The organism is Sphingobacterium sp. ML3W (assembly GCF_029542085.1).
In the GTDB taxonomy this organism is placed as follows: domain Bacteria; phylum Bacteroidota; class Bacteroidia; order Sphingobacteriales; family Sphingobacteriaceae; genus Sphingobacterium.
Window position 1 is genome coordinate 2,610,895 of record NZ_CP107036.1, and the last position, 21,202, is coordinate 2,632,096.

At 40.9% G+C, this 21,202-nt stretch carries 23 protein-coding genes and 1 riboswitch; of the genes, 13 read left to right on the forward strand and 10 right to left on the reverse strand.

Features of this window, described 5'->3' with window-relative positions:
- Window positions 1-44 precede the first annotated feature (44 nt).
- A complete protein-coding gene (locus OGI71_RS11290; protein WP_282255553.1) occupies window positions 45-926 on the forward strand; it encodes a prephenate dehydrogenase in 882 nt (293 codons plus the stop codon).
- A 165-nt stretch (window positions 927-1,091) separates the two neighbouring features.
- Here OGI71_RS11290 and OGI71_RS11295 read toward each other — a convergent pair whose 3' ends face one another.
- From OGI71_RS11295 to OGI71_RS11305, 3 genes are all read right to left on the reverse strand, one after another.
- On the reverse strand, window positions 1,092-2,288 hold the full coding sequence (locus OGI71_RS11295; RefSeq protein ID WP_282255554.1) for a hypothetical protein: 1,197 nt from the start codon (window positions 2,286-2,288) through the stop codon (window positions 1,092-1,094).
- 72 nt (window positions 2,289-2,360) lie between these two features.
- Window positions 2,361-2,744 carry a hypothetical protein gene (locus OGI71_RS11300; protein WP_120258474.1) on the reverse strand — a complete coding sequence of 128 codons (384 nt, stop codon included), beginning with the start codon at window positions 2,742-2,744 and terminating at the stop codon, window positions 2,361-2,363.
- A 99-nt stretch (window positions 2,745-2,843) separates the two neighbouring features.
- Window positions 2,844-5,456 (reverse strand): TonB-dependent receptor, encoded by a 2,613-nt coding sequence (locus OGI71_RS11305; protein WP_282255555.1) that lies wholly within the window; start codon window positions 5,454-5,456, stop codon window positions 2,844-2,846.
- A 407-nt stretch (window positions 5,457-5,863) separates the two neighbouring features.
- Here OGI71_RS11305 and OGI71_RS11310 point away from each other — a divergent pair, with 407 nt between their 5' ends.
- From OGI71_RS11310 to OGI71_RS11355, 10 genes are all read left to right on the forward strand, one after another.
- Entirely contained in the window at window positions 5,864-6,490 is a 627-nt protein-coding gene (locus OGI71_RS11310; protein ID WP_282255556.1) for a Crp/Fnr family transcriptional regulator, read from the forward strand.
- 153 nt (window positions 6,491-6,643) lie between these two features.
- Entirely contained in the window at window positions 6,644-7,498 is an 855-nt protein-coding gene (locus tag OGI71_RS11315; RefSeq protein WP_282255557.1) for an NAD(P)-dependent oxidoreductase, read from the forward strand.
- 96 nt (window positions 7,499-7,594) lie between these two features.
- The gene (locus OGI71_RS11320; protein WP_282255558.1) at window positions 7,595-8,338 is read left to right on the forward strand and encodes a dienelactone hydrolase family protein; all 744 of its coding nucleotides are present in this window, start codon (window positions 7,595-7,597) and stop codon (window positions 8,336-8,338) included.
- A gap of 17 nt (window positions 8,339-8,355) precedes the next feature.
- Window positions 8,356-9,636 (forward strand): hypothetical protein, encoded by a 1,281-nt coding sequence (locus OGI71_RS11325; RefSeq protein ID WP_282255559.1) that lies wholly within the window; start codon window positions 8,356-8,358, stop codon window positions 9,634-9,636.
- A gap of 53 nt (window positions 9,637-9,689) precedes the next feature.
- Window positions 9,690-10,532, forward strand: coding sequence for a VanW family protein (locus OGI71_RS11330; protein WP_282255560.1), 843 nt, complete (start codon window positions 9,690-9,692; stop codon window positions 10,530-10,532).
- A gap of 230 nt (window positions 10,533-10,762) precedes the next feature.
- Window positions 10,763-10,855: riboswitch (TPP riboswitch) on the forward strand.
- Window positions 10,856-10,933: 78 nt separating this feature from the next.
- Window positions 10,934-11,737 carry a hydroxyethylthiazole kinase gene (thiM, locus tag OGI71_RS11335; protein WP_282255561.1) on the forward strand — a complete coding sequence of 268 codons (804 nt, stop codon included), beginning with the start codon at window positions 10,934-10,936 and terminating at the stop codon, window positions 11,735-11,737.
- Window positions 11,727-12,359 carry a thiamine phosphate synthase gene (gene thiE, locus OGI71_RS11340; RefSeq protein WP_282255562.1) on the forward strand — a complete coding sequence of 211 codons (633 nt, stop codon included), beginning with the start codon at window positions 11,727-11,729 and terminating at the stop codon, window positions 12,357-12,359. Before thiM ends, thiE begins: the two co-directional genes overlap by 11 nt.
- A 20-nt stretch (window positions 12,360-12,379) precedes the next feature.
- On the forward strand, window positions 12,380-13,198 hold the full coding sequence (thiD, locus tag OGI71_RS11345; RefSeq protein WP_282255563.1) for a bifunctional hydroxymethylpyrimidine kinase/phosphomethylpyrimidine kinase: 819 nt from the start codon (window positions 12,380-12,382) through the stop codon (window positions 13,196-13,198).
- Entirely contained in the window at window positions 13,182-13,835 is a 654-nt protein-coding gene (gene tenA / locus OGI71_RS11350; RefSeq protein ID WP_282255564.1) for a thiaminase II, read from the forward strand. The genes thiD and tenA overlap by 17 nt, the downstream gene beginning before the upstream one ends.
- 225 nt (window positions 13,836-14,060) lie before the next feature.
- The gene (locus OGI71_RS11355) at window positions 14,061-14,804 is read left to right on the forward strand and encodes a DUF2807 domain-containing protein (protein ID WP_282255565.1); all 744 of its coding nucleotides are present in this window, start codon (window positions 14,061-14,063) and stop codon (window positions 14,802-14,804) included.
- Between the two features lie 50 nt (window positions 14,805-14,854).
- On the opposite strand, the gene OGI71_RS11360 is transcribed toward OGI71_RS11355, so the two are convergent.
- Complete coding sequence (locus tag OGI71_RS11360; protein WP_282255566.1) at window positions 14,855-14,983, reverse strand: hypothetical protein; 129 nt, start codon at window positions 14,981-14,983, stop codon at window positions 14,855-14,857.
- A gap of 55 nt (window positions 14,984-15,038) precedes the next feature.
- Here OGI71_RS11360 and OGI71_RS11365 point away from each other — a divergent pair, with 55 nt between their 5' ends.
- Together OGI71_RS11365 and OGI71_RS11370 are read left to right on the forward strand one after the other, a co-directional pair.
- Window positions 15,039-15,569 (forward strand): DUF1572 family protein, encoded by a 531-nt coding sequence (locus OGI71_RS11365; protein WP_282255567.1) that lies wholly within the window; start codon window positions 15,039-15,041, stop codon window positions 15,567-15,569.
- A gap of 288 nt (window positions 15,570-15,857) precedes the next feature.
- Window positions 15,858-16,745: a helix-turn-helix domain-containing protein gene (locus tag OGI71_RS11370; RefSeq protein WP_282255568.1), complete on the forward strand. Its 888-nt coding sequence runs from the start codon at window positions 15,858-15,860 to the stop codon at window positions 16,743-16,745.
- Here the strand turns inward: OGI71_RS11370 and OGI71_RS11375 are convergent.
- Genes OGI71_RS11375 through OGI71_RS11400 form a run of 6 tightly spaced genes read right to left on the reverse strand, consistent with a single transcriptional unit; the run spans window position 16,742 to window position 21,197 of the window.
- Window positions 16,742-17,545, reverse strand: a complete 804-nt coding sequence (locus tag OGI71_RS11375) for a DUF2490 domain-containing protein (protein WP_282255569.1) — start codon at window positions 17,543-17,545, stop codon at window positions 16,742-16,744. The two genes, OGI71_RS11370 and OGI71_RS11375, sit on opposite strands and share 4 nt — an antisense overlap.
- A 26-nt stretch (window positions 17,546-17,571) precedes the next feature.
- Window positions 17,572-18,462, reverse strand: coding sequence for an urea transporter (locus OGI71_RS11380; protein ID WP_282255570.1), 891 nt, complete (start codon window positions 18,460-18,462; stop codon window positions 17,572-17,574).
- A gap of 42 nt (window positions 18,463-18,504) precedes the next feature.
- Window positions 18,505-19,296 (reverse strand): urease accessory protein UreD, encoded by a 792-nt coding sequence (locus OGI71_RS11385; protein WP_282255571.1) that lies wholly within the window; start codon window positions 19,294-19,296, stop codon window positions 18,505-18,507.
- A 2-nt stretch (window positions 19,297-19,298) separates the two neighbouring features.
- Window positions 19,299-19,937, reverse strand: coding sequence for an urease accessory protein UreG (gene ureG / locus OGI71_RS11390; protein WP_282255572.1), 639 nt, complete (start codon window positions 19,935-19,937; stop codon window positions 19,299-19,301).
- Window positions 19,938-19,948: 11 nt separating this feature from the next.
- Complete coding sequence (locus tag OGI71_RS11395) at window positions 19,949-20,638, reverse strand: urease accessory protein UreF (protein ID WP_282255573.1); 690 nt, start codon at window positions 20,636-20,638, stop codon at window positions 19,949-19,951.
- A 13-nt stretch (window positions 20,639-20,651) separates the two neighbouring features.
- Window positions 20,652-21,197 carry an urease accessory protein UreE gene (locus OGI71_RS11400; protein ID WP_282255574.1) on the reverse strand — a complete coding sequence of 182 codons (546 nt, stop codon included), beginning with the start codon at window positions 21,195-21,197 and terminating at the stop codon, window positions 20,652-20,654.
- Window positions 21,198-21,202 lie beyond the last annotated feature (5 nt).

The following is a 21,202-nucleotide window of genomic DNA, read 5'->3' on the forward strand; positions in this document are numbered from 1 at the left end:
TCCGCGATTACAGCAGACAAATAAATATAATCCGGATATCTCATATGGGCTTTGAAAGACAAACACGAATAAATAATTATTCACATATGAATATTGCCATCGTAGGCGTAGGCTTAATTGGCGGCTCAGTTGCCATCCGCTTAAAAGAAACAAAATTCTGCAGTAAGATCATTGGTGTAGATAAAAGTGAAAAAAATCTTGACAAAGCCAAGCAGATAGGCTTTATCGACGAAGCAATGACTTTGGAAGAAGCAATAAAGAACTGTAAGGTACTTATATTGACTATTCCCGTTGATGCGATTTTGCAGGTCGTTCCTCAGATCCTTGATCAGGTGACAGACCAGGTCGTTATCGACATGGGATCTACCAAGACAAACATACTCAACAAAATCAAAGATCACCCCAATAGAGGGCGCTATATTGCAGGTCACCCGATGGCCGGTACGGAATATTCTGGTCCCGAAGCTGCTGTAGCAGGCTTATTCAAAGGGAAGATGATGGTCTATGTTGAGGCCTTTAGAACGGATGAAGATGCGTTCGAAGTTACTGATGCGATCACAGATCAACTGGAGATGCGTACCTGCTTTATGAATGCGGACGAACACGATGTGCATACAGCTTATGTGTCGCATATCTCCCATCTTACTTCATTCGCACTAGCATTGACCGTATTGGAAAAGGAGAAATCGCAGGGACGTATATTTGAGCTGGCAGGATCAGGTTTTGAATCTACAGTCCGTTTGGCTAAAAGTTCACCCGATATGTGGACACCTATCTTCAAACAGAATCGCGAAAATGTACTGGAAGTCCTGGAGGAACATATCAAACAATTGCAATCCTTACATGATTCAATCGCGAGCGAAGATTATGATAAATTGCATAAACTCATCAAGCGTTCCAATAAGATTAAACGTATCATTAAGTAGGATCTGAACTGGTTTAACGTAGAACAATTGCAGTTCCAGAGGAACCTCAACTAAAAATAGAAGGTGGCTATCCAAATTCGGATAGCCACCTTTCTATTTAATTGTATTCATTCTTCCCGCAGTCTCAATTCAATTCTCCTGGGAAAGCTTTTTCTTTTTGATGGCTTACTCGTCTTCCAATTCATTAAACTTATCTAAATCGAGCTTCGCCCCCACTGCATCGCCGAGCTTTTCTTTGATAGCAGCGCGATAAGAATATAAGTCTGAATAATAGGGATTCAATTCAATAGCTGTCGAATAATCCACCAATGCGCCATGCATGTCTTCCAATTTTTCCTTGAGATCGGCTCGCAAAGAATACACATAAAAGTCATCAGGATTCAGTTCGACCAAACGGTCGAAATCAGACAATGCCTCAGGAAGACAGCCCAGACGTTCAAATAAAGAAGCCCGTTCTTCATACACAATAGATGAGTTGCTGTCATTTTCTTCCGCTTTCGCATAATCTTCAAGTGCTTTTTCGGAATAACGGTAAGATTCAAACACCTTGGCACGGAATACATAGGCAGCAGTTTGATTTTCATCCAGCTCGATCGCCTGATTAAAATCATTTAAAGCCAACTCAAAGCAGGTCAATTTAAGATAGAGACTTCCTCTGAAAACAAAGAGGTTACTATCTCCTGTTGTATTTTTATTGATGGCTGAGGTATACAATTCGATCGCCTTCAGATAATCATAACAATGTACATATTCAAGTCCTAATGAATTCAGTTCGTCCGTACTGAGTTCTTTGGGCGTAGATTCCAGCTCTTGAATAACCAGATTTTCGGCTTCAAAATAGCTCACTTCGGCCTGATTTTCCTGCCATTCCAATACACTGTGATAATTAAAATCCAATCTTTTGGCAATCTGGTAATCATAAAATGCGCCCTCATCTTCACCGATCAAGCGATAGACTAGGCATCGGCTTGCATAAAAATAGGGTTCCTCTTTAAAATGTTCAATTGCCCTGCTATAGACAGCGATCGCTTCTTCATAGGCTTTTATTTTAAAATAATAGAGTCCAAGGTAACTGTATGCCAGCGTACTGTTTGACAACACAATGACTTCTTCCAGGACTTGCACAGGATCGTTATCAGCAATAATCCCCATCGAAAAGCCTTGTAACAGGAGTTTGATATCTGCTTGTTGGATGTGATCAAACTCATCCGCGGAAAAGGGAATGATATCCTTTGGAAAAAAAGACGAAATTGGCAAAAAAGAAAATTTAGCAAGCAATATAGGTGTGGGAAGTTTAAAATCCGCCGCTGTAACAGCATTGCCGCGAAGGGTAACAGATAGATTTGATATCATTTGCTTCATACCCAAAACTAAGCTAAATTTCGATACAAAAGAAATTTAACCGCCTCCATTTCCTATTTAAATAGAAACCATTTAGTTCAACTCACCGGTCAAATAGAGGTATTTGTACCGAACGATATCCCTTGAATTCGTAAATCTGACAAGCTTTTCACGTTTAAAGACATAATTAGAAACCTTGTCTTCCATTAAACGTAAGAACTCAACAAACTCGGCGAAAAAGCTTTGGCGTTCACCGGCTGTAAACTGACTATTTCTTACAATCCAAAAAAACTGGTCTTCATTGACATGAAAAGACACTTCATTTTTCTTCTCTTTTCGAAAAATAAAAATCGGGTCGTTTTCTTGGTTAATAAATAAAGCAAAACCGGTATTTCCACCATCCAGGTTTACCACAAAAGCGGAAAAATAAACGGTACCTATCTGTAAATTTTCCAGACAAATTAATTTATGCAACATCAGGTTGGCAGTTAGATCACCTAAAAGTATTAAGTTTTTATTAAAAAACAAAAAAAGACCCACAAAAATGTGAGTCTTTTTATTACAAATAGGATTTTACTAGAACGTAAATTTCACTGAAGCGTTCCAGGTTCTGCCCTGACCGATCAATACAAAATTGGATGTATCAATACCATTCCAGATATTGTCAGCATTTGTCGTTACTGTACTGGAGGTCGCCTCGGAAATATAGAATTTGTTTAATACGTTATTCATATTAACACGGAAACTCATTGTATTTTTATCACTTACTTTAACCTCATAGGATAATCCGGCATCCAGTAGATTGAAAGAAGGAAGCTCAATTACTCGACCAACTTTTTTACCATCTTCTTCAACTGTTCTATGTCTTGAAGAATATAGGCGATCGTACTGTCTGTAGTTACCATCAACTGAAAACCCTTTGAATACAATATATTTAGCACCGAAACCATAAGTTGTCTGCGCAGCATTTCCAACATGCTCTCCAGTCAAATCTACCTCTTCTCTACCTAGTTCAACACGGTTATCATTGCGTTCAATAGCTGTTACTTTTCCATCATATTTCCAATCACCGATTGATGCAAAACCAGTTAAAGTAAGCCCATGAAACGGACGAGCAGCAATGTCTAATTCAGCCCCTTTATGATCCTGTTTAACACCATAATTTGACGTATAGATATATTGTCCTGCAAGCAAAACGCTCGGATCATTCTGGGGGTTATATTTAGCAACGTCCTTATCTGTTGCCAGTCTAGAGCTACCTGTAACTCGATTTTCCCAAGTTGTACGGTAAACATTCACATTCACATCCAAGAATCTAGAAGCAAATTTATATCCAGCTTCTAAACCCAGAATTTTTTCATTGTCAGCATTTTCATTGATATCATTTGCATAATTCATGAAAATATTGTTTTGATAAGGCTGACGGGAATAATACCCTGCATTAGCAAAAAGACTGTGTTTACCCAAAGTATAACTTACACCACCTTTGGTATTGTATCCAAAGTTGTTAACTGTTTTGGATTTTTCATTTCCTGGTGTATATTGAAAATAATCGTAGCGCTTATTTTGTTGTTCAGAAACTGATCCTTGGAAAAATGCTGTAAAACCATTTTTAGCATATTCCAATTGACCAAATAAACCTCCGTAGCGGATATATTGGTTATAGTCCCAAGACAGTCTGTCTTCACGAGAATCAGGCTTGCTTGAGAAAGCTTTCCAAGGATTAGTGGAATATGTATTGGTTACATATACCGGATCAGTAATATTAATATTACCGCCCAACAACACACCATTTGTATTGGCAAGTGGATCAGTTAACTTACGATAATGTGTACCTTTATAATCTCTGACATCAAAACCAATGTTAAAATTCAAAGACTCTGAAAGTTTACGGTTGTAGTTTGAAACAACGCCAAACCATTGGTGATTGTTCACATCGGCTGCTAGGTATTTTTCTTTGTTGTACTTGTCACCTCTTAACCCTTGGCCACCACCAGCAGCCAAAGAAGCATATACTACTGTAGATAATGAAGATTTATCATCGATGGTCCAATCCCAGTTTAAGTTAGCAACTGGTTTGTGATAAAAGTTCTTCTGTGGATTCATCATCACCCCATTGACATCTTTATAGTTATCATTGTATCGCTTACCATATTGTAAGTAATTTGATAATTTAGATGTAAATCCTTGGTTATGCCATTGCGGGGCTCCTGTAATCATCAAGTTAAGATTGTGCTTTTCACTTGCCTTATAACCTACAGAAAGGAAATAGCTCTGCCCTGCACCTTCAGTATGATCCATATAGCCGTCACCAGACCATTGTGTAAACATTGCCGAAACAGCAAATCCGTTTCTCATCAAACCTGTATTGTAACCAACAGTAGCTTTCATAAACATGTCGTTACCGACTGTTGTCCGCACAAAACCACCTTCTTTCATCGAAGTGGATTGCGTCACATAGTTTACAGTTCCCCCTACAGATGAAATGGCTAATTTAGAAGCCCCCAGACCACGTTGAATCTGTACCAAAGAAGCAATATCTGTAAGACCAGACCAGTTGGACCAATATACGCTACCATTATCCATACCATTGATCGGCTGACCGTTCAATAAAAATGCCGTATTGGACTGGTCAAAACCACGTGTAGTCATTGAAGACTCTCCAAAACCTTTGGCCTGACCAGTAATATATACAGATGGCGTATTTGCAAGCGCTGAAGTAATATCCTGTGCTCCTACTTTTTCCTCTAAATCTCTTTTATGGATTGTAGATACTGCAATAGGTGTTTTTCTACCTACAGCAATATCAATAACACCATGACCAACAACAACAACCTCATCTAAATCCGTTGAAGAGCCCTCCGAAAAAGTCGGATTTATATTCAACGATTCGCCCGATTTCAACATGATGTTTTCAATGACAACCGGAGTTTCACCAATGTAGGTAACTTCCACTTTGTAGGGACCGCCCTCTTGAAGATTTGAAATTTGAAATTTTCCTTGAGCATCAGCTGAGCCGCTTACAACTTGTCCACTTGGGATGTGGGTGATTTTAATGGTTGCTCCTTTAACTGTTTGTCCAGTAGCCTCTTTTACAACTCCTGAAACCGAACTAGTATTTGCCGTTTGTGCATGAACCGTGCCATAGCTAGCAAAAACAAGTGCAAAAAAAAGTAAAGACTTTTTCATCTTAGATGTGATTGTTTTGTTTTTTGTGCCGCAAAATTAGGAATTGATTGTCTTTTTAACTAATTTTAACACTAGCACAACTGTAAACAGTCCGTTTATATTCACTTCGAATTTTAATCATCCATAGATTAAGTTTGATTTTAAGATCAAAACAACAAACCAAAAATAAGCTTGTTAATAGGAATACAACAAAAACATCGTTTTAATGGAAATATATCAAAAGTAGTCAGAATAAAATTTTGTCTTCTTTGAATAAGTCAACACATTCTTTTATTTCCGTTTTTTATCCCAGATCTACCTGAGACACTCTTTATTACTACAGCAGAGCATAAGGTCTTTGCGTTTTTTAGTCAAACACAGCAGCAGTTAAGATCAAAATGGCTATATTTAAGTAATAATAAAAAACTATGTTGTCCATTGAACAGGCTTACGCAGGTGTTCTTGAACCTGCATTGATTGAAGAAATTATAAAGAACGCTCGCATCAAAACTTTTCGTGAAGGCGATCTTATCATCGATACCGATCAATACATCAGCGCAATGCCCCTATTGCTAGCGGGAGCGATCAAAGTCGTCCGTGAGGATGAAGCCAAAGGCGAACTCTTACTATATTATCTTGAACAGGGACAGACCTGTACCATGTCTATCGCCTGTTGTCTGGGTAATAAAAAAAGTGAAATTCGTGCTCGGGCTGAAAAGGATACAACCGTAGCCATGATCCCCAATGAACAGGTCAATGACTGGATGGGAAAGTACCCTTCCTGGCGAAATTTCATTATATCGAGTTATGCCAGCCGGATGAATGAAATGCTGCAGGCTGTAGATAATCTTGCATTCTCCAATATGGAAGAACGTATCCTCAATTACCTGAAAGCCAAAGTAAATCTTACCAACGACCGAATTCTTACCCTTACTCATCAGGATATTGCATCCGATTTGAACACTTCCCGTGTTGTCGTCTCCCGGATCTTAAAAAAACTGGAGAACGAGGACAAAATCGTACTGCTCAGGAATGAGATCAGGGTATTGATTTAGCCGCAGAAATAAATTCATATCAAACGGATATGGAGATTATACGGTCAAATTTAAATGCCTACTATTGTTGTCCTAGCTTTACGCCCTATAGATCCAAAAACATTTGTACCTTTATTGTGAGCTGAATGTTCGATTCACATGACACAATTTAATATGAAAACAGAAAACGTAGGATTTATAGGATTAGGAAACATGGGGAATCCCATGGCAAAAAACCTTGAAAAAGCAGGTTTTCCGCTTGCCGTTTACAACAGAAATATCGCCAGAACAACAGACTTTGTAGCACAATCAACTGTTTATAGTGAAGTCACAGATCTGATCGGCGCCAGTGATGTGGTTTTTACCATGCTGACAAACGATGACGCAGTCGAGGAGGTTTACGGCAAAATTCTTGAACAGCCTATCAGCGGGAAATTATTTGTGGATATGAGTACCATCGCTCAAGATGTGAGTATCAATCTTGCCAATAAGCTAAAAGCAAAAGGTGCCGCATTTCTGGATGCTCCTGTCGCAGGAAGCACCAAGCCCGCTGCAGAAGGTACATTGATCATTATGGTTGGCGGAGAACAGACCGACCTTGAGCGTGCCAGACCTTACCTTGAAAAGATGGGGAAATCCATTAAACACCTTGGTGAAAATGGCAAAGGTATTGCCGCAAAACTAGCCATCAATTATTTTCTATCAATCATCTATCAAGGTCTGGCCGAAACCATCCTATTCTCCGATCAATTAGGGATTGAACGCAGTGAAATGCTAGAGATTATCAACGATAGTGCCAGCGGTAGCGGAGCAACAAAAGTAAAAACTCCTTTGCTCGTTGAAGGAAATTATACCGCAGCATTTGCGCTGGATCTGATGTTAAAAGATATCCGGTTGGCACAACAGGCGGGAGCCACCTATCCCCTACTTGGCACCTTGCTCGACACCTATAAAAAGGCACATGAAAACGGCTTGGGACAATTGGATGTGATCGGAATTATAGAGTCAATAAAACCATCCGGAGTCTAAATTTGTTTATAAAGCATAATAAGCACTTCGACTGAACACAACGATATTACCTTTAATCACACAGCCCATCTGATGGCTAAAAAAAATTAAGAACAGATGAAAACAGCTTTGACATTTTTTCTATTAACTATCGTTACCATGAGCATGAAAGCACAGGAGTTAAAACAGGTATCCTATAAAGACGGAACACAGCAACTAAATGGTCTTATCACGTCCAATGCGAATAAAAAAGGGCCTGCGGTCCTTATTTTACCCGCTTGGAAAGGCATAGACAATGAAGCAAAACAGGCCGCTTTACAACTTGAAAAAGAAGGTTATATTGCTTTCATTGCCGATATCTATGGTGAAGGAAATATCCCTACAGACAACACGGCAGCTTCGAAAATAGCAGGTCACTATAAAACAGACTACAAGGCTTATCAGCAGCGCATTGCGGCTGCGCTAAAACAATTGAAGGAAACAGGAGCTGATCCCGGAAAAATTGCGGTAATTGGTTATTGCTTTGGCGGAACCGGAGCGCTGGAGACAGCACGCGCTGGTTTTCCTGTCGCAGCTGTGGTCAGTATTCATGGTGGGCTCTCCAAATCAGTAGATAGACCTAATACAGCGATCAATGTGAAAGTATTGGTTGAGCATCCTGCCGCTGACAAAAGTGTATCAAAAGAAGATTATGATGGATTGGTTAAGGAACTTAATGAAGGAAAAGCGGACTGGCAGATCATCACTTATGCCAATTCTGGCCATACCTTTACCAATCCGGAATCACCAGAATATAACCCTGTCATGGCCAAACGTGCCTGGGAGCATACTTTACTATTCCTAAAAGAAGTACTAAACTAAAGTATATAAAGCAAGTAGTGTCCCTTATTCAAATGAACTGTCATTCCAGATCAATAGCGCTCCATCCGATCATTTTCCAGTTATTGGCACTCCTGATCTGTACGACTGTAGCACGATCCCAAACGATAAAATCAATGGAAATCGGAGCGCCTACGCAAGCAATCCTGTTCGTTACCAATGAATCCGATAAATCAACGGATTTCGCGATGCGTCTCCATGATCAAAAGGCAAATGAAATTATTAGACAGGTTCCCTATAGTACCACCAAACTGCTGGTCTCAAAAACAGATGCCCAAAAATTTACTTTTGTTATCAACAAGCGTAAGTGGACAGTGGAGGTACCAACCCTCAAACAACGAAATGCCATGATCCTGTTTGATGGTCAGAGCCGACCGAAAGTGATCTACGACAGTCAAAGCTATCTCCAGGCCGCAAAGCCAATATTGACAAATAATAAGCAGTCAAGTACGCCTCAAAAAGCGCTTAAATACGATGGGAAACTATTCTTCGATTCCATAGCAGCTATTCCGTTTAAACCATCCAGACAATATGCTGAGGCCATCATTTCCCGATCCAGTCTTCCAATCTACTCCACTCAGAAAAAAGGCAAATATGACGGAACCTATATTTCGCAGACCTTTACAGGGGAGAACCTCGAAAAACCCAGCGGTATGATAACGACTGTTTATCAGCAAGGCAAAGAGCTCTCCGCGAACAATTTGTCTAATGGGATCAATTTTTACACCAAATATTTTTACAACAAATGGGGATTAATCGATTCGATACAACAGCTTCAAGACAGCAAATGGTCCTCTAGCACAATTTATCAATACTTACCGCATGCTATTCTCATTACCGATCCTGAGCGGCGAACCGCCTCCATCCATCATTTAAATGATCAATATCAAGTGTTCCGGGAGGAATCCATACACTTCGTTTACCAAAGGATGCATTGGGTCGACCACCGTTACAATGAAAAGGGGCAGCTTATTGAGGAAGTTTCAGGGCTAAATGACGCTATCGAAAAACGTACACTGTATTATTATGATAACCCAAAAGCAGACAATTTCTCTTCGTGGCAGGTATTTGACACGACGGGGAAGCTCACTGCCGAATCCAAAATAGCTGTGCAAGGCAACGAAAGCACCTACCTGTTTTATCGTGATGGTACATTGGAATTGAAGATAGTCTCAAAAGATCAGGGCGATTATCAATATGAGAGCACTGTATTTGATAAGCAGAATAAAATCACCTCTAAAACAATACAAACAAAGAAAAGTTCCTCCAATTCTCAATAATTAAAACGCGCAAACTGAAATAGAAGGAAGCAATAAACCATCATTTGTTATTAGTGAAAAAACGGAAATTAATAAGTCAACGTCACCCTTTGCTGTATTTTCTTGCTGTCTGGGCAAGAAGAACACAAAGAAAAGCCATTTGGTTACTGGATAATAAAAAGTACACAAAAACCAAATCTACAACAGCACTGCAGTACCGTATCAAAAAACACCAGTCTGTTTTATTAAAGAAGCTTGGAGAAAATAATATGCAGTTGCAGATCAATAAAGTGACCAATCTAAAGATTGCAGCAAAGCAGATCAACGGTGTACTGATCTACCCCGGTGAAACCTTTTCATTCTGTAAACTGGTCGGCCAGCCCACACAAAAGAAAGGCTATCTTCCGGGGATGGAATTGTCTTTCGGTGAAGCACGTGCAGGTATCGGTGGAGGAATCTGCCAGATCTCCAATCTGATCCATTGGCTTGTTATCCATAGCCCACTCACAGTCACAGAGCGTTATCACCATTCTTTTGATCCGTTTCCCGATGATGGGCGTGTATTACCTTTCGGAAGCGGTGCAACAGTGTTTTACAACTATCGGGACTATCAGTTTACCAACAATACACCCTACACGTTTCAGATCAATCTCTGGTTTACCGAAAAATGTCTTGAAGGCGAACTGAGAATCGATCAGGAACTCGATTTTGCCTATCACGTCATTGAAAAGGAGCATCAATTCCTTAAAATAGGAGATCAATTCTATCGAAAAAATGAAATCTGGCGAGAAAAATTCCTAAAATTCCAGGGAGGAAAGGTTGTTGATACAGAACTCCTGACTAAAAATTTTGCCCGTGTCACTTATACCCCACCGGACTATTTGGAATTGCCAGCTGAAGACAATATAACATCTTAAGTACACCGAATTCACCGTTGAGAGCAATGCTGTTTCTTCGCAAATAGACTTGCCTGCCATTGATCATTACTGGCCTGTCGCTTCCCTCGTATATGCCCAGTCTATTTTCCACGCTCGAATGCGGCTGAAAATACACGCGCACTCCGGTCTATTGACTAACGTGTAGTTTTACTATTCCGGGACTGAATAAAACACTGGTTATAAAAAGTCCTTTTTTTTGTCTAAGTTTGATATGGCTTTGGGGGTATTCTGTATAGAATTGAGATAGTCCCTTCGAACCTGATTCGGTTTATACCGGCGTAGGGAAAAGCAACCGCTTAGGTATATTGAAATATACCCGACAGCCCATCTGTCTCATTTCTTCCTGACAAAGCCACCTGCAAATATAGAAAACAAAAGGAATGGAAGATTTAATTATCGATCTGTTAGCACAGGTCAGAAGACAAAAACCACTTGTACATAATATTACGAATTTGGTGGTGATGAATAACACCGCCAATGCTCTTCTCGCTCTTGGAGCTTCCCCAGTCATGGTTCACAGTCCATCCGAAGTGCGCGAGGTTGTTGACCTTGCCCAGTCGTTGGTACTTAACATCGGCACATTGAGTGAACTTACCGCCGAGTCCATGCTTGTTGCAGCGGAACATGCCAATAACATTAGCCGCCCTTGGGTATTGGATCCTGTGGGTGCGGGAATATCCGCTTTTCGCAATGACTTATTGGCAAATCTCCTAGAGTTAAAGCCAACTGTGATACGGGGAAATGCATCAGAGATCATGAGCCTCTACAATTTCAACGAGGTCAATACCAAAGGTGTAGACAGCACCTCAGATAGCAAAGCAGCTATCGGCTTTGGTAAAGCATTACAAGAACAATTGGGATCTATCATCTGTATCTCCGGAAAGGTAGACTATATTCTGTCCGAACAGCATACCGCTGAGGTGCACAATGGGCACCCCTTGATGACCCAGGTTACCGGACTTGGCTGTAGCGCAACTGCACTCATCGGTGCATTTTTAGCAGTCACAGACCATTCTTTTGAAGCAGCGACCGCCGGTGTCTCCCTTTTGAGCTTAGCAGGTGAACTGGCTACAGCGCGATCCGCTGGTCCGGGTTCCTTACAGATGAATCTCTATGATGAACTCTATCTGCTGAATGATGAGCGTATCCGGATGCATCTCAACCTGAAACATTATGGCAATTAATCCCCTATTTCCTTATCCCTTGTATCTGGTTATCTCCGAACAGGATTGCTACCCACAATCTTGGCTCCATGTTGCCGAAGAAGCCATAATCGGCGGTGTGGATATTATTCAGTTACGCGAAAAGAACGAAACGCCGACGGGGTTTCTGGAAAAAGCCAAGAAGTTAAAACAGATTACCGATCGCTACGGAATCCCATTAATCATCAATGATGCTGTGGATATTGGGATTGAAATCGAGGCATGGGGGGTACATGTCGGACAAAACGATCGTCAACCTTTAGAAATAAGGGAAAAATACGGACAGCGTCTTCAAATTGGCTGGTCGCTTGAAGATAGGGCACAACTTGACAGCAAACAGATGGCCGCTGTAGACCACCTTGGTGTCAGTCCAATTTTTCCAACAAAAACAAAAACAGACACCATTACAACCTGGGGGATCAGTGGACTGGGCGAGCTACGGAATTTAACCGAAAAGCCCTTGATCGCCATCGGCGGCATGAACCTAGCTACCAGTGCAAGTGCCTGGCTGTCTGGCGCAGATTCCATTGCGGTCGTATCGGCAATTTGCCAAAGTAAAAATCCAAGAGAGCGTAGCGCTCAATTAAAGGAATTATTAACATGAAAATAGTGAAACAATATACAGTGCCCACCGTCCTGAGTATTGCCGGTTTTGACGGCAGTGGCGGAGCAGGCATCCAAGCCGACACGAAAACCATATCAGCCCTGGGATGTTATGCAATGAACGTCTTAACGGCATTACCAATACAAAACACACAAGGGGTGCGGAATATTTACGAGATACCGACCCAAGCAGTGCGTGAGCAGCTGGATGCGATCTTCGACGATATTTATCCGGATGCGATCAAAATCGGGATGGTTCATAACATTGAGCTTGTCGAACTGATCAGCAGCTATTTGAAAGATTACCGTGGAACAATCGTATTTGATCCTGTGATGGTGTCGACAAGTGGTCACAAATTGATCAATGATGACACAATACAGGCATGTATGGACTTGCTTTTTCCACAAGCCACAATTATCACTCCTAACCTGGATGAAGTCAGTGTACTTGTCGGACGAACCATAGCTGAGGTCAAAGAAATGGAAAAAGCAGGCATTGAACTTCTTGAAAAAGGATGTCAGTCAGTCCTTATTAAAGGCGGACACCTCCAGACAAGCGAACTCACCTCCCTCCTCTTTCAGCAACATGCGTCACCATTGGTATTTAAATCACAAAAAATTGACAGCAAAAATACACATGGATCCGGCTGCTCTCTTTCTTCAGCAATAGCGAGCCAGTTGGCGCAGCAATTCCCTCTTGCTGAGGCTGTCGCTACTGCTTTAGATTATGTCCACGAGGCAATCAAAGGCAGCAAGGATCTCGTGATTGGCAAAGGAAATGGGCCACTTAATCATTTCCACAACCCTTCTAAACTTATTGTTCATGAAATGGAGCGATAAAGCCTGGGATGCTATAAGACCAATTTATGCTGATATCTTAGCAATGCCTTTTATTTCCGAACTAAGCAATGGCAGTCTACCGCTGGACAAATTTCAATTCTATATGCGCCAGGATGCTTTCTATCTGGAGGAATTTGGACGTGTTTTAGCTTTTATCGGTGCAAAGAGTACTGACAATCAACAAGCCTTGGATTATTTTGAATTTGGACGCAATGCGCTTATCGTCGAAAAAGCGCTCCATGAAAACTATTTTAAAGAATTTGGTATGGATCCGGAAGACGACAACAAGATAGAACCCGTTTGCCACCATTACGTGCATTTTTTAAAAAGTGTAGCTGCCTTTGAACCTATTGAAGTCGCTATGGCTGCGACTTTACCCTGCTTTTGGATTTATAAAGAAGTTGGCGACCACATCGTTTCGATCGCCAGTGGCGACCAAAACCCCTATTCCAAATGGATCGATACCTATAGTGGTGAGGACTTCGCCGAGGGCGTGAACAAAGCCAAAAATTACGTCGATCAAATTTCTGAACAAACTACTGCAACAAATCGGGAGAAAATGCGACAAGTATTTATAACAGCTTCCCGATTGGAATATCATTTCTGGCAGGCAGCTTACGAAAAGAGCATGTGGTAACCACAAAAACAACAGTTAAATTGTTCGATAGCGAACACCAGTTGTTCAAAAATGAGCAATAGGAGAAAACGTCTAAAAGTAAAAATAGCTATTTATCAGCGATTTACATGGTTTTTCAATTTTGGCACCACTATTATATATGTAAGGAAGGAAATGAGGCTGTTTTTCGAAATTAAAATAAAAATTATTATAGCATAGAATTAAAAACTACTAATAGACAAAACCATGAAAAGAATTTTAACTATCGCCTTTATTTCTTTTTTATACGTTGCCCAGGCCCAAGAACGTGAAACCCGTAAGATTTCCGCTCCGGATGGCATTTCGGCAGCGACATCACTACGTGTAGACTACGTTCAATCCAATCGCAATGAAGTTGTTGTTGAAGCTGACAATGCGGAGCATCTGTCGTTGATAGAGACAAATGTTAAAAATGGCATATTACATGTGCAATATAAACGGAATTCACAGATCAGAAATGCAAGAAACAACCGTGTAACGGTATATTCGAGTAAAATTCCGACAAGTTTTTCGGCTTCTTCCAGTGGATCAATCTACAGCAACGAAACCATCAAGGCAAACAAAATAGCTGTCAATGTTTCTTCATCGGCCAGAATTACACTTAAAAAATTAATTGCCGATGATATTTCACTTTCGACAAGTTCCTCGAGTAGGTTAACGGCTGATGTAAGTGCAAAAAATCTAACGGTGAATTCCACAAGTTCGTCAAGACAGGAAATTGCAGGAAGTGCGACGAATCTGGATTTAAATGCCAACTCCTCTACTTCAGTTGACATGGCCGCTTTTACAACTACCAATGCAGAGGTCAATGCCAGCACATCCTCAGGTGTAACCCTAAGTGTTAAGGATAATCTACACGGTAAAGTTTCTACCTCAGCAAAGATCTCCTTAAAAAATCAGCCACGAAATGTCCAAGTTGACAAATCGACAAGTGGCCGAGTCGTTATGTAATTTTAGTTTAGGTCTTTAAAAAAGACTGTTTATTTATGTTTAATGTTTAGTTAGCTAAAGGTGGCACCCTCCCCAGCGCCACCTTTTTTCTGCTTCTCCACCCTACTCTCATCGGTCAGAAACTGAATTAGCTCGCCCTCCAACAACCTGTTAACAGAAGCCAATTCCCCGGATATCATCTGATATTTTCGTATCTTGTGCTAAGAAACACAAGCACACATAACACACAATCCAATGGATAATTTTTTAGCAAGTAGCCTCAAGCAATTTCATGAATTCAAATCTTTGGGAGACAAGACCTTCGCTCAATTGAGTGATGAGCACTTGTTCTGGCAATTCAACCCATCCAGCAACAGTATTGCCCTCATTGTGAAACACCTCCATGGGAATATGCTTTCGCGTTGGACAGACTTTCTACATTCGGACGGTGAAAAAGAGGGAAGAGACCGCGATATGGAATTCGAAAATACCGAGATGAACAGAGCGCAACTGATCACGTTGTGGAACGAAGGTTGGGATTGTTTATTTCAAGCACTTGAATCTTTAAATGAGCAAGACCTGACGAAAACAATCTTTATCCGCGGAGAAGGACATACCGTATTAGCAGCTATCCACCGCCAACTTGCCCACTACCCTTATCACGTCGGTCAGATCGTTTACATCGGAAAAATGTGCCAGGATGAGCAATGGACTTCACTATCCATTCCAAAAGGAAAATCTGCAGATTTTAACCAGGAAAAATTTGATCAAAGCAAAAAAGTATAACTTGGAACTATTGGCTGTAGCTGCCCAATTGTTGATTGGGCACTCATCCGCCTAAATTTTTGAATTGCAATCGTATCCTACAAATCCGTTTAAAACGTTACATGGAAGGTGTTGTTTTAGGTATTCTTTAGCAAAGAATTGATTATATTTGTATGATCTACAATTACTAATTCCTTTACGAGTCAATCCCATGGAAATTAGCTTGTTTAGGGTTGTAAAACAAATAGCAAGCGCGGGGAGCTCATTGACCCACTTGAGCGTAGATAGGTAATTTATAATTATTTACAGATGAAAAATTCAATTAAGATCATCAACAATTACGAATATAAAAAGTTATTCTTACCTGATGTTTCTGAGCATAATCTATTTAACGAAAGTAAAATCCAGGTTTATCGAATTGAAAATTATCTGCGGAGCATTTTAATGCCCGTCATTCCTTATCGTACTACATTTAATTTTCTAATTTTCGTAACAAAAGGTTCCCTGACACAACACCTGGAATCAGCCTCCTATACACTGACTGAATACCAAGTCATCAATATCAAGCAAGGTAATATCACCGCAACGTTGGCGATCTCCGATGATGTTGAAGGTTTTTTTGTGGTTTATGAAAACGAAATTGTCACTGATATCGAACTTGGGATCAATGACATCAAATTTTTCAATTCCCATCCCTTCACTACGTTAAAGCCGCATGTTGCCAATTGGATTCAGCAAATGCTGATTCTTTTGGAGGAAGAGCTTTTTACCGAAGGTCGCGTGATGGAGGTATGTATCTCGATGATGCAGTGCATCTTATTGAAGGTCATCAAATCGGATATCGAAACCAAGGCACCGATGAGTAGACAACTAGATATTGCATTTCGCTTTCGTGAATATGTCCAAAAGTTCCATATTGACCATAAAAATGTATTGTTTTACGCCAATCTATTGCATATCTCCGAAAACTACCTGAACAAATGTGTGAAGGAGGCAACCAATAAGCCACCCAAGCAATGGATTACAGAAATCAGTATCCTGCATAGCCAGATCCTCTTGCAGGATGCCACGAGAGATATTGCGGGAATAGCGTTCGAGTTGAAGTTTCAATCGCCCTCCTATTTCACGAGACTATTTAAAAAAATCACCGGGTATTCACCCAGTGATTATCGCAAACATAAGTTTATGGCAGACTAATGTTTATGGTAAGGCAGGTTCCAAATGAGGTCAACTGCCAGATAATGTACTCCAAAATCCACTTGATCATAGCCCTTGATCAGATCATTCATGTAGCCTACATCCAGTCGTAGGGGCGTCTTTGGAATATCTGTCATGTAATAAAAGCCCAAACGTGTTTCCTTGTAACCAAAGCTCGACCAAGCATCCTCCGGTTTATTCAGTTTACTGATCGCAAAAAGCCCCTCGGCACTCAATGTCAGTTCCTGCTTATTTTTATCGGAGATTTTAAAATTCACCTGCGATTTCAGCCGGGTTCTAAACTGAAAATTCTCTTCCGCTTTGTGAAAGTCCGCAGTAAAAAATTTCCGGAACTCCTGCCGCAGTGTATTTTTCCATTTCCAGCGCTCAGCCAGCTTAAAAGTATACGCATAACGTCCATACAATCGGAATTCCTGTTCAACTCCTTCATTGTGGTAGGGTGCTGTTTCATCATATACATTTTGACGTCTGTAGCTCAGCGCATAACTATATTGCTGATTTGGCGCAAATTTGTGATAGACCTCATGATTCAACACCCAGATGGCCTGCTTATGAAAAGGATTGGAGTCGTCAGGTGTACTTTTGGTTCCCAGGCCGATATAGGTCAGTGCTTCCTTTGTTCCGGCACTGTCCAACTTGCGTCGCAGGCCCAACACCGACCAGGAGGCCGTTTTGGCTTTACCAAGCCCTGGCGGACTTACCTGCCCATATACGGTGTTTATATGAATTCCCAATAAGAGTATTATTGGGAATAGATTTATGAAACGAAATTTCAACATCAGATAAAATTTTAGTAAAAAAAAGATTAGGAAGTCTCCGCTGTCGCAGAAAATTTAGCCACCAACCAATTGTCTAATCGTTTGACAGGCTCCATTGCCCACATCGCGACCACAAAAGGAAACGTTAGGGTCGTCCAACCATTGTGGATCAGGAAATGGTCAAAATAGGTTGCTATAATAACCGCAATGAGTACATAAATACCATCTCTGACGCGTTGCCCGCTCAAAGCAATCCCACATAAAACGGCATTGAAGCTAAAGATCCCATTATTGGTCATATCGGTTGATTCATGCCCATGATGCGATATATAAACGCTAATAATTACAGCTGCAGAAGCATATAACGCCGCGATTGGCTTACTGATAAAAACACCAATGAAAAAGATCAATCCCGCAACTAAGCTACCCTGAAAAATAACCTGACCAAAGGCATGTCCCTCAATAAGGAAATCGTCCATTTCCTCAATATCCACAAAGTGTTCTGGAACAGTTCGTAAAGCCAATTCTGGAATACTCAATACATATAGCGCAATCCAGGTGATCATGATAAAAGGAAATGTAAATACAGGAATATTTTTCTTAAGTGCAAAGCCCATTAAAATCGTGGTCAATGCAGAACCGATGATCAAGGCAGCCCATACCCAGATATTAGCCTGAAAATAAAAGACGAGCGCAATCCCATATAATGTGGCATTAAATCCAAAGAGCCCATCATTAATATGGTCCTCATCAAACTTCATCAATTTCGCCGTTATTACCCCGATCAGATTTGCAAGGATCCCCGCAAATCCCATGAGCGCGGAATCGTAAATAATAGCCCCAATAAACAGGACACCAGTCCAGCTATTACCCTGTAACATAATCTGTCCAAATCCTTTAAAAAAAGCTTTAACAAAAGCTAGGATGTTATTTTTCATTAGAATAATTTGTTATTTAAAAATTGTATTCAGCCCCGTTATTTAATTCAAGAATAATTTTTCCCATAAAGCGCTCTGCATTTCTTTAAAAAGAAGATAAAGCTGCTCGGCACCATAGCCCAGTACCCGCACCATAAAACCGTCATGTTGCAAAGCGCTGATACCAAAGGCAACATCCTTGGTTTCCCCATATTTCTCATAGAATGCTTCGATCCATTCATCTGGACTTAACCCATTACTATTCAGATAGATCAGCGTCCCTTGATGTGTATATCCTTCCAGAATGCCCAATCCCTGAATGGGCATACGGTCCGGTTGTAACAGCACATTATCTTTGACAACCAGTCGACCATTCACATAACATTCCGTCAGGTTCTGAAAATGATTGTATTGAAATTCCTCCCCCGACATTTTCCTTCCACAGGTCACGATTTCACTCAGCAGTAGATGACAATTGGAAGCAAGATGGATAATGTTGTGACTCAAGAAATGGGAGGAATGTTGTGGCACCACCGGGTGAGGAACATAGGAAAACACAGAATCTTCACCCAAAGTCACCTGCATTGTCTGCGAAGAATGCCCCTTCATATGAAACAGACGCTGATAAGCCTGCGTCTGTAACTGCAACTTTGCTCCTGGCGCAATATCAATTTTGATCTGATGATCATCACCATCCAACAATCCCGGTGAGGAACTCATGATCATCAAATAAGCCGCATTGTCTTTTTGATATTGACCGACAGGTACAATGCGAAAAGGTTGAGTGACATAAGCATCCTTCATAAAGGATTTCCCTTCACGATGTGCTATTTTGACGGCTAAAGAACAAATCATAATTAACGAAGTAAATTAGGTTCTTCAATATCTTGAAGCAATGCATATTTCTTGATCCAGCCCACAATCTCTTCCAGACCATCGCCAGTTTTCAAATTGGAGAACAAAAATGGAGCACCTTTACGCATCATACGGGCATCATGTTCCATGACCTCCAAGCTCGCTCCCACATAAGGCGCCAAGTCTTTCTTGTTGATCAATAACAGATCCGAACGTGTAATCGCGGGACCACCTTTACGTGGCATTTTTTCACCCTCAGCGACATCAATTACGAAAATGGTGATATCTGCCAAATCTGGGCTATAGGTTGAAGTTAGATTGTCCCCCCCACTTTCGATCAAAATAAGTTCCAGATCGGGAAAACGGCTAGTCAGTTCGTCTACAGCTTCCAGGTTCATACTCGCATCTTCACGTATCGCGGTATGTGGGCAACCACCTGTTTCAACACCGATAATACGTTCGCGAGGTAATAAGCTATTTTTCGCCATATACTCCGCATCTTCTTTGGTGTAGATATCATTTGTAATAACCGCCAGATCTAACTCATTTACCAGACGTCTGCTCAATCTTTCCAATAACGCTGTTTTGCCGGAACCCACAGGACCGCCGACACCGATCTTAACATATTTTCTATTTTCCATTGTATTTGATTTTAAGATATATAAACCCTAGAATATAATCGTTCGTGTTGCATGCAGCGGATATCAAATCCGATATTGCACAGCCCCACTAAATTTCGTTCAACTGCTAAAGTCTCGTGACAAAGCTCAAGTATATCATCGTGCAGGTCAAAAAGAACATCCTGACCATCGAGCTGTCCGAGCGGCACGAGTTTCACGGCATTCGTCACCATGGTGATGGCCGCATTGTAATAAAAGCCATGTAATGCTTCTTCCAAAGGAATTTCCAATATCGAAGCTAACATACCATACATCAAGCAATAGTGGCTATCCACTTCCTTTTTCTGAATCAATTTGCCCCAGGCAACAACAAAATCCTGTTGTTGATAACGGCTAAATATTTTGTAAATGCGTACGCCCAGTTTTTTACTGGCTTCCCGGATCTCTTTTGGACTCTTCAATGCTGTACACTCCTGATCCAAAGCGATCAATGCATTTAAATCCGTTGAGGAGGTAGCCTCGTAGGCCAATTTCATCAAGGCAGCATCGTTATACTTTAAATTGTACCATAAATTATGGCGCACGTAGTTGTCAGTAGTTGCTTTATCACAGACTAAGCCTTGCTGCACATAGGTTTCCAGTCCATTTGAATGGGTAAATCCACCGATCGGTAGAGTCGGATCTGCGAGATGGAGCAACTTGCCCAGAAAAGTATTTTTCATTGACATAAATTATTTATTCATTGTTTGTTGATGCGACCGTCGGCGCTGAACCAGTATCCCCTTGCTCCTTCATGAACAGGGGAATATTTTTTGTCGAAAATTTCAACTTTTGATGATGCTTCGGGTCTACGTTTGCATGCAGTGGATTCAGCAGCTGATGCATACAGCATATAGGGTCAAATCCATTTTTGGTCAACCACTCGTACATGGAGCGTTCGTAAGGCATCAGCAATTCATTTGCCTCTACGAATAGAGGCAAATGTTTGTTTCCGATTTCACTGCTGACAAAAGCAATCTGAAGGAAATCAATTGCCATCACTTTGATAACTTCACAAGGTCTGATGGTAACCACAACTATTTTTTCTTCATCTTCATACAAGATATCGCCGTCCTGCAAGCAGGAAGTATTGCCCAATAATTTTACAGCGATATCCATTCCCTCCGCTGTACGAAGACGTTGAATACGTTTGGTGGATTCATACCATTCAATCGACAGCAGATCATGACGCTTATTGGTCTGCTCGCGATTGATATTCCTAGTGATTTCTGTGATAATCATTTTCG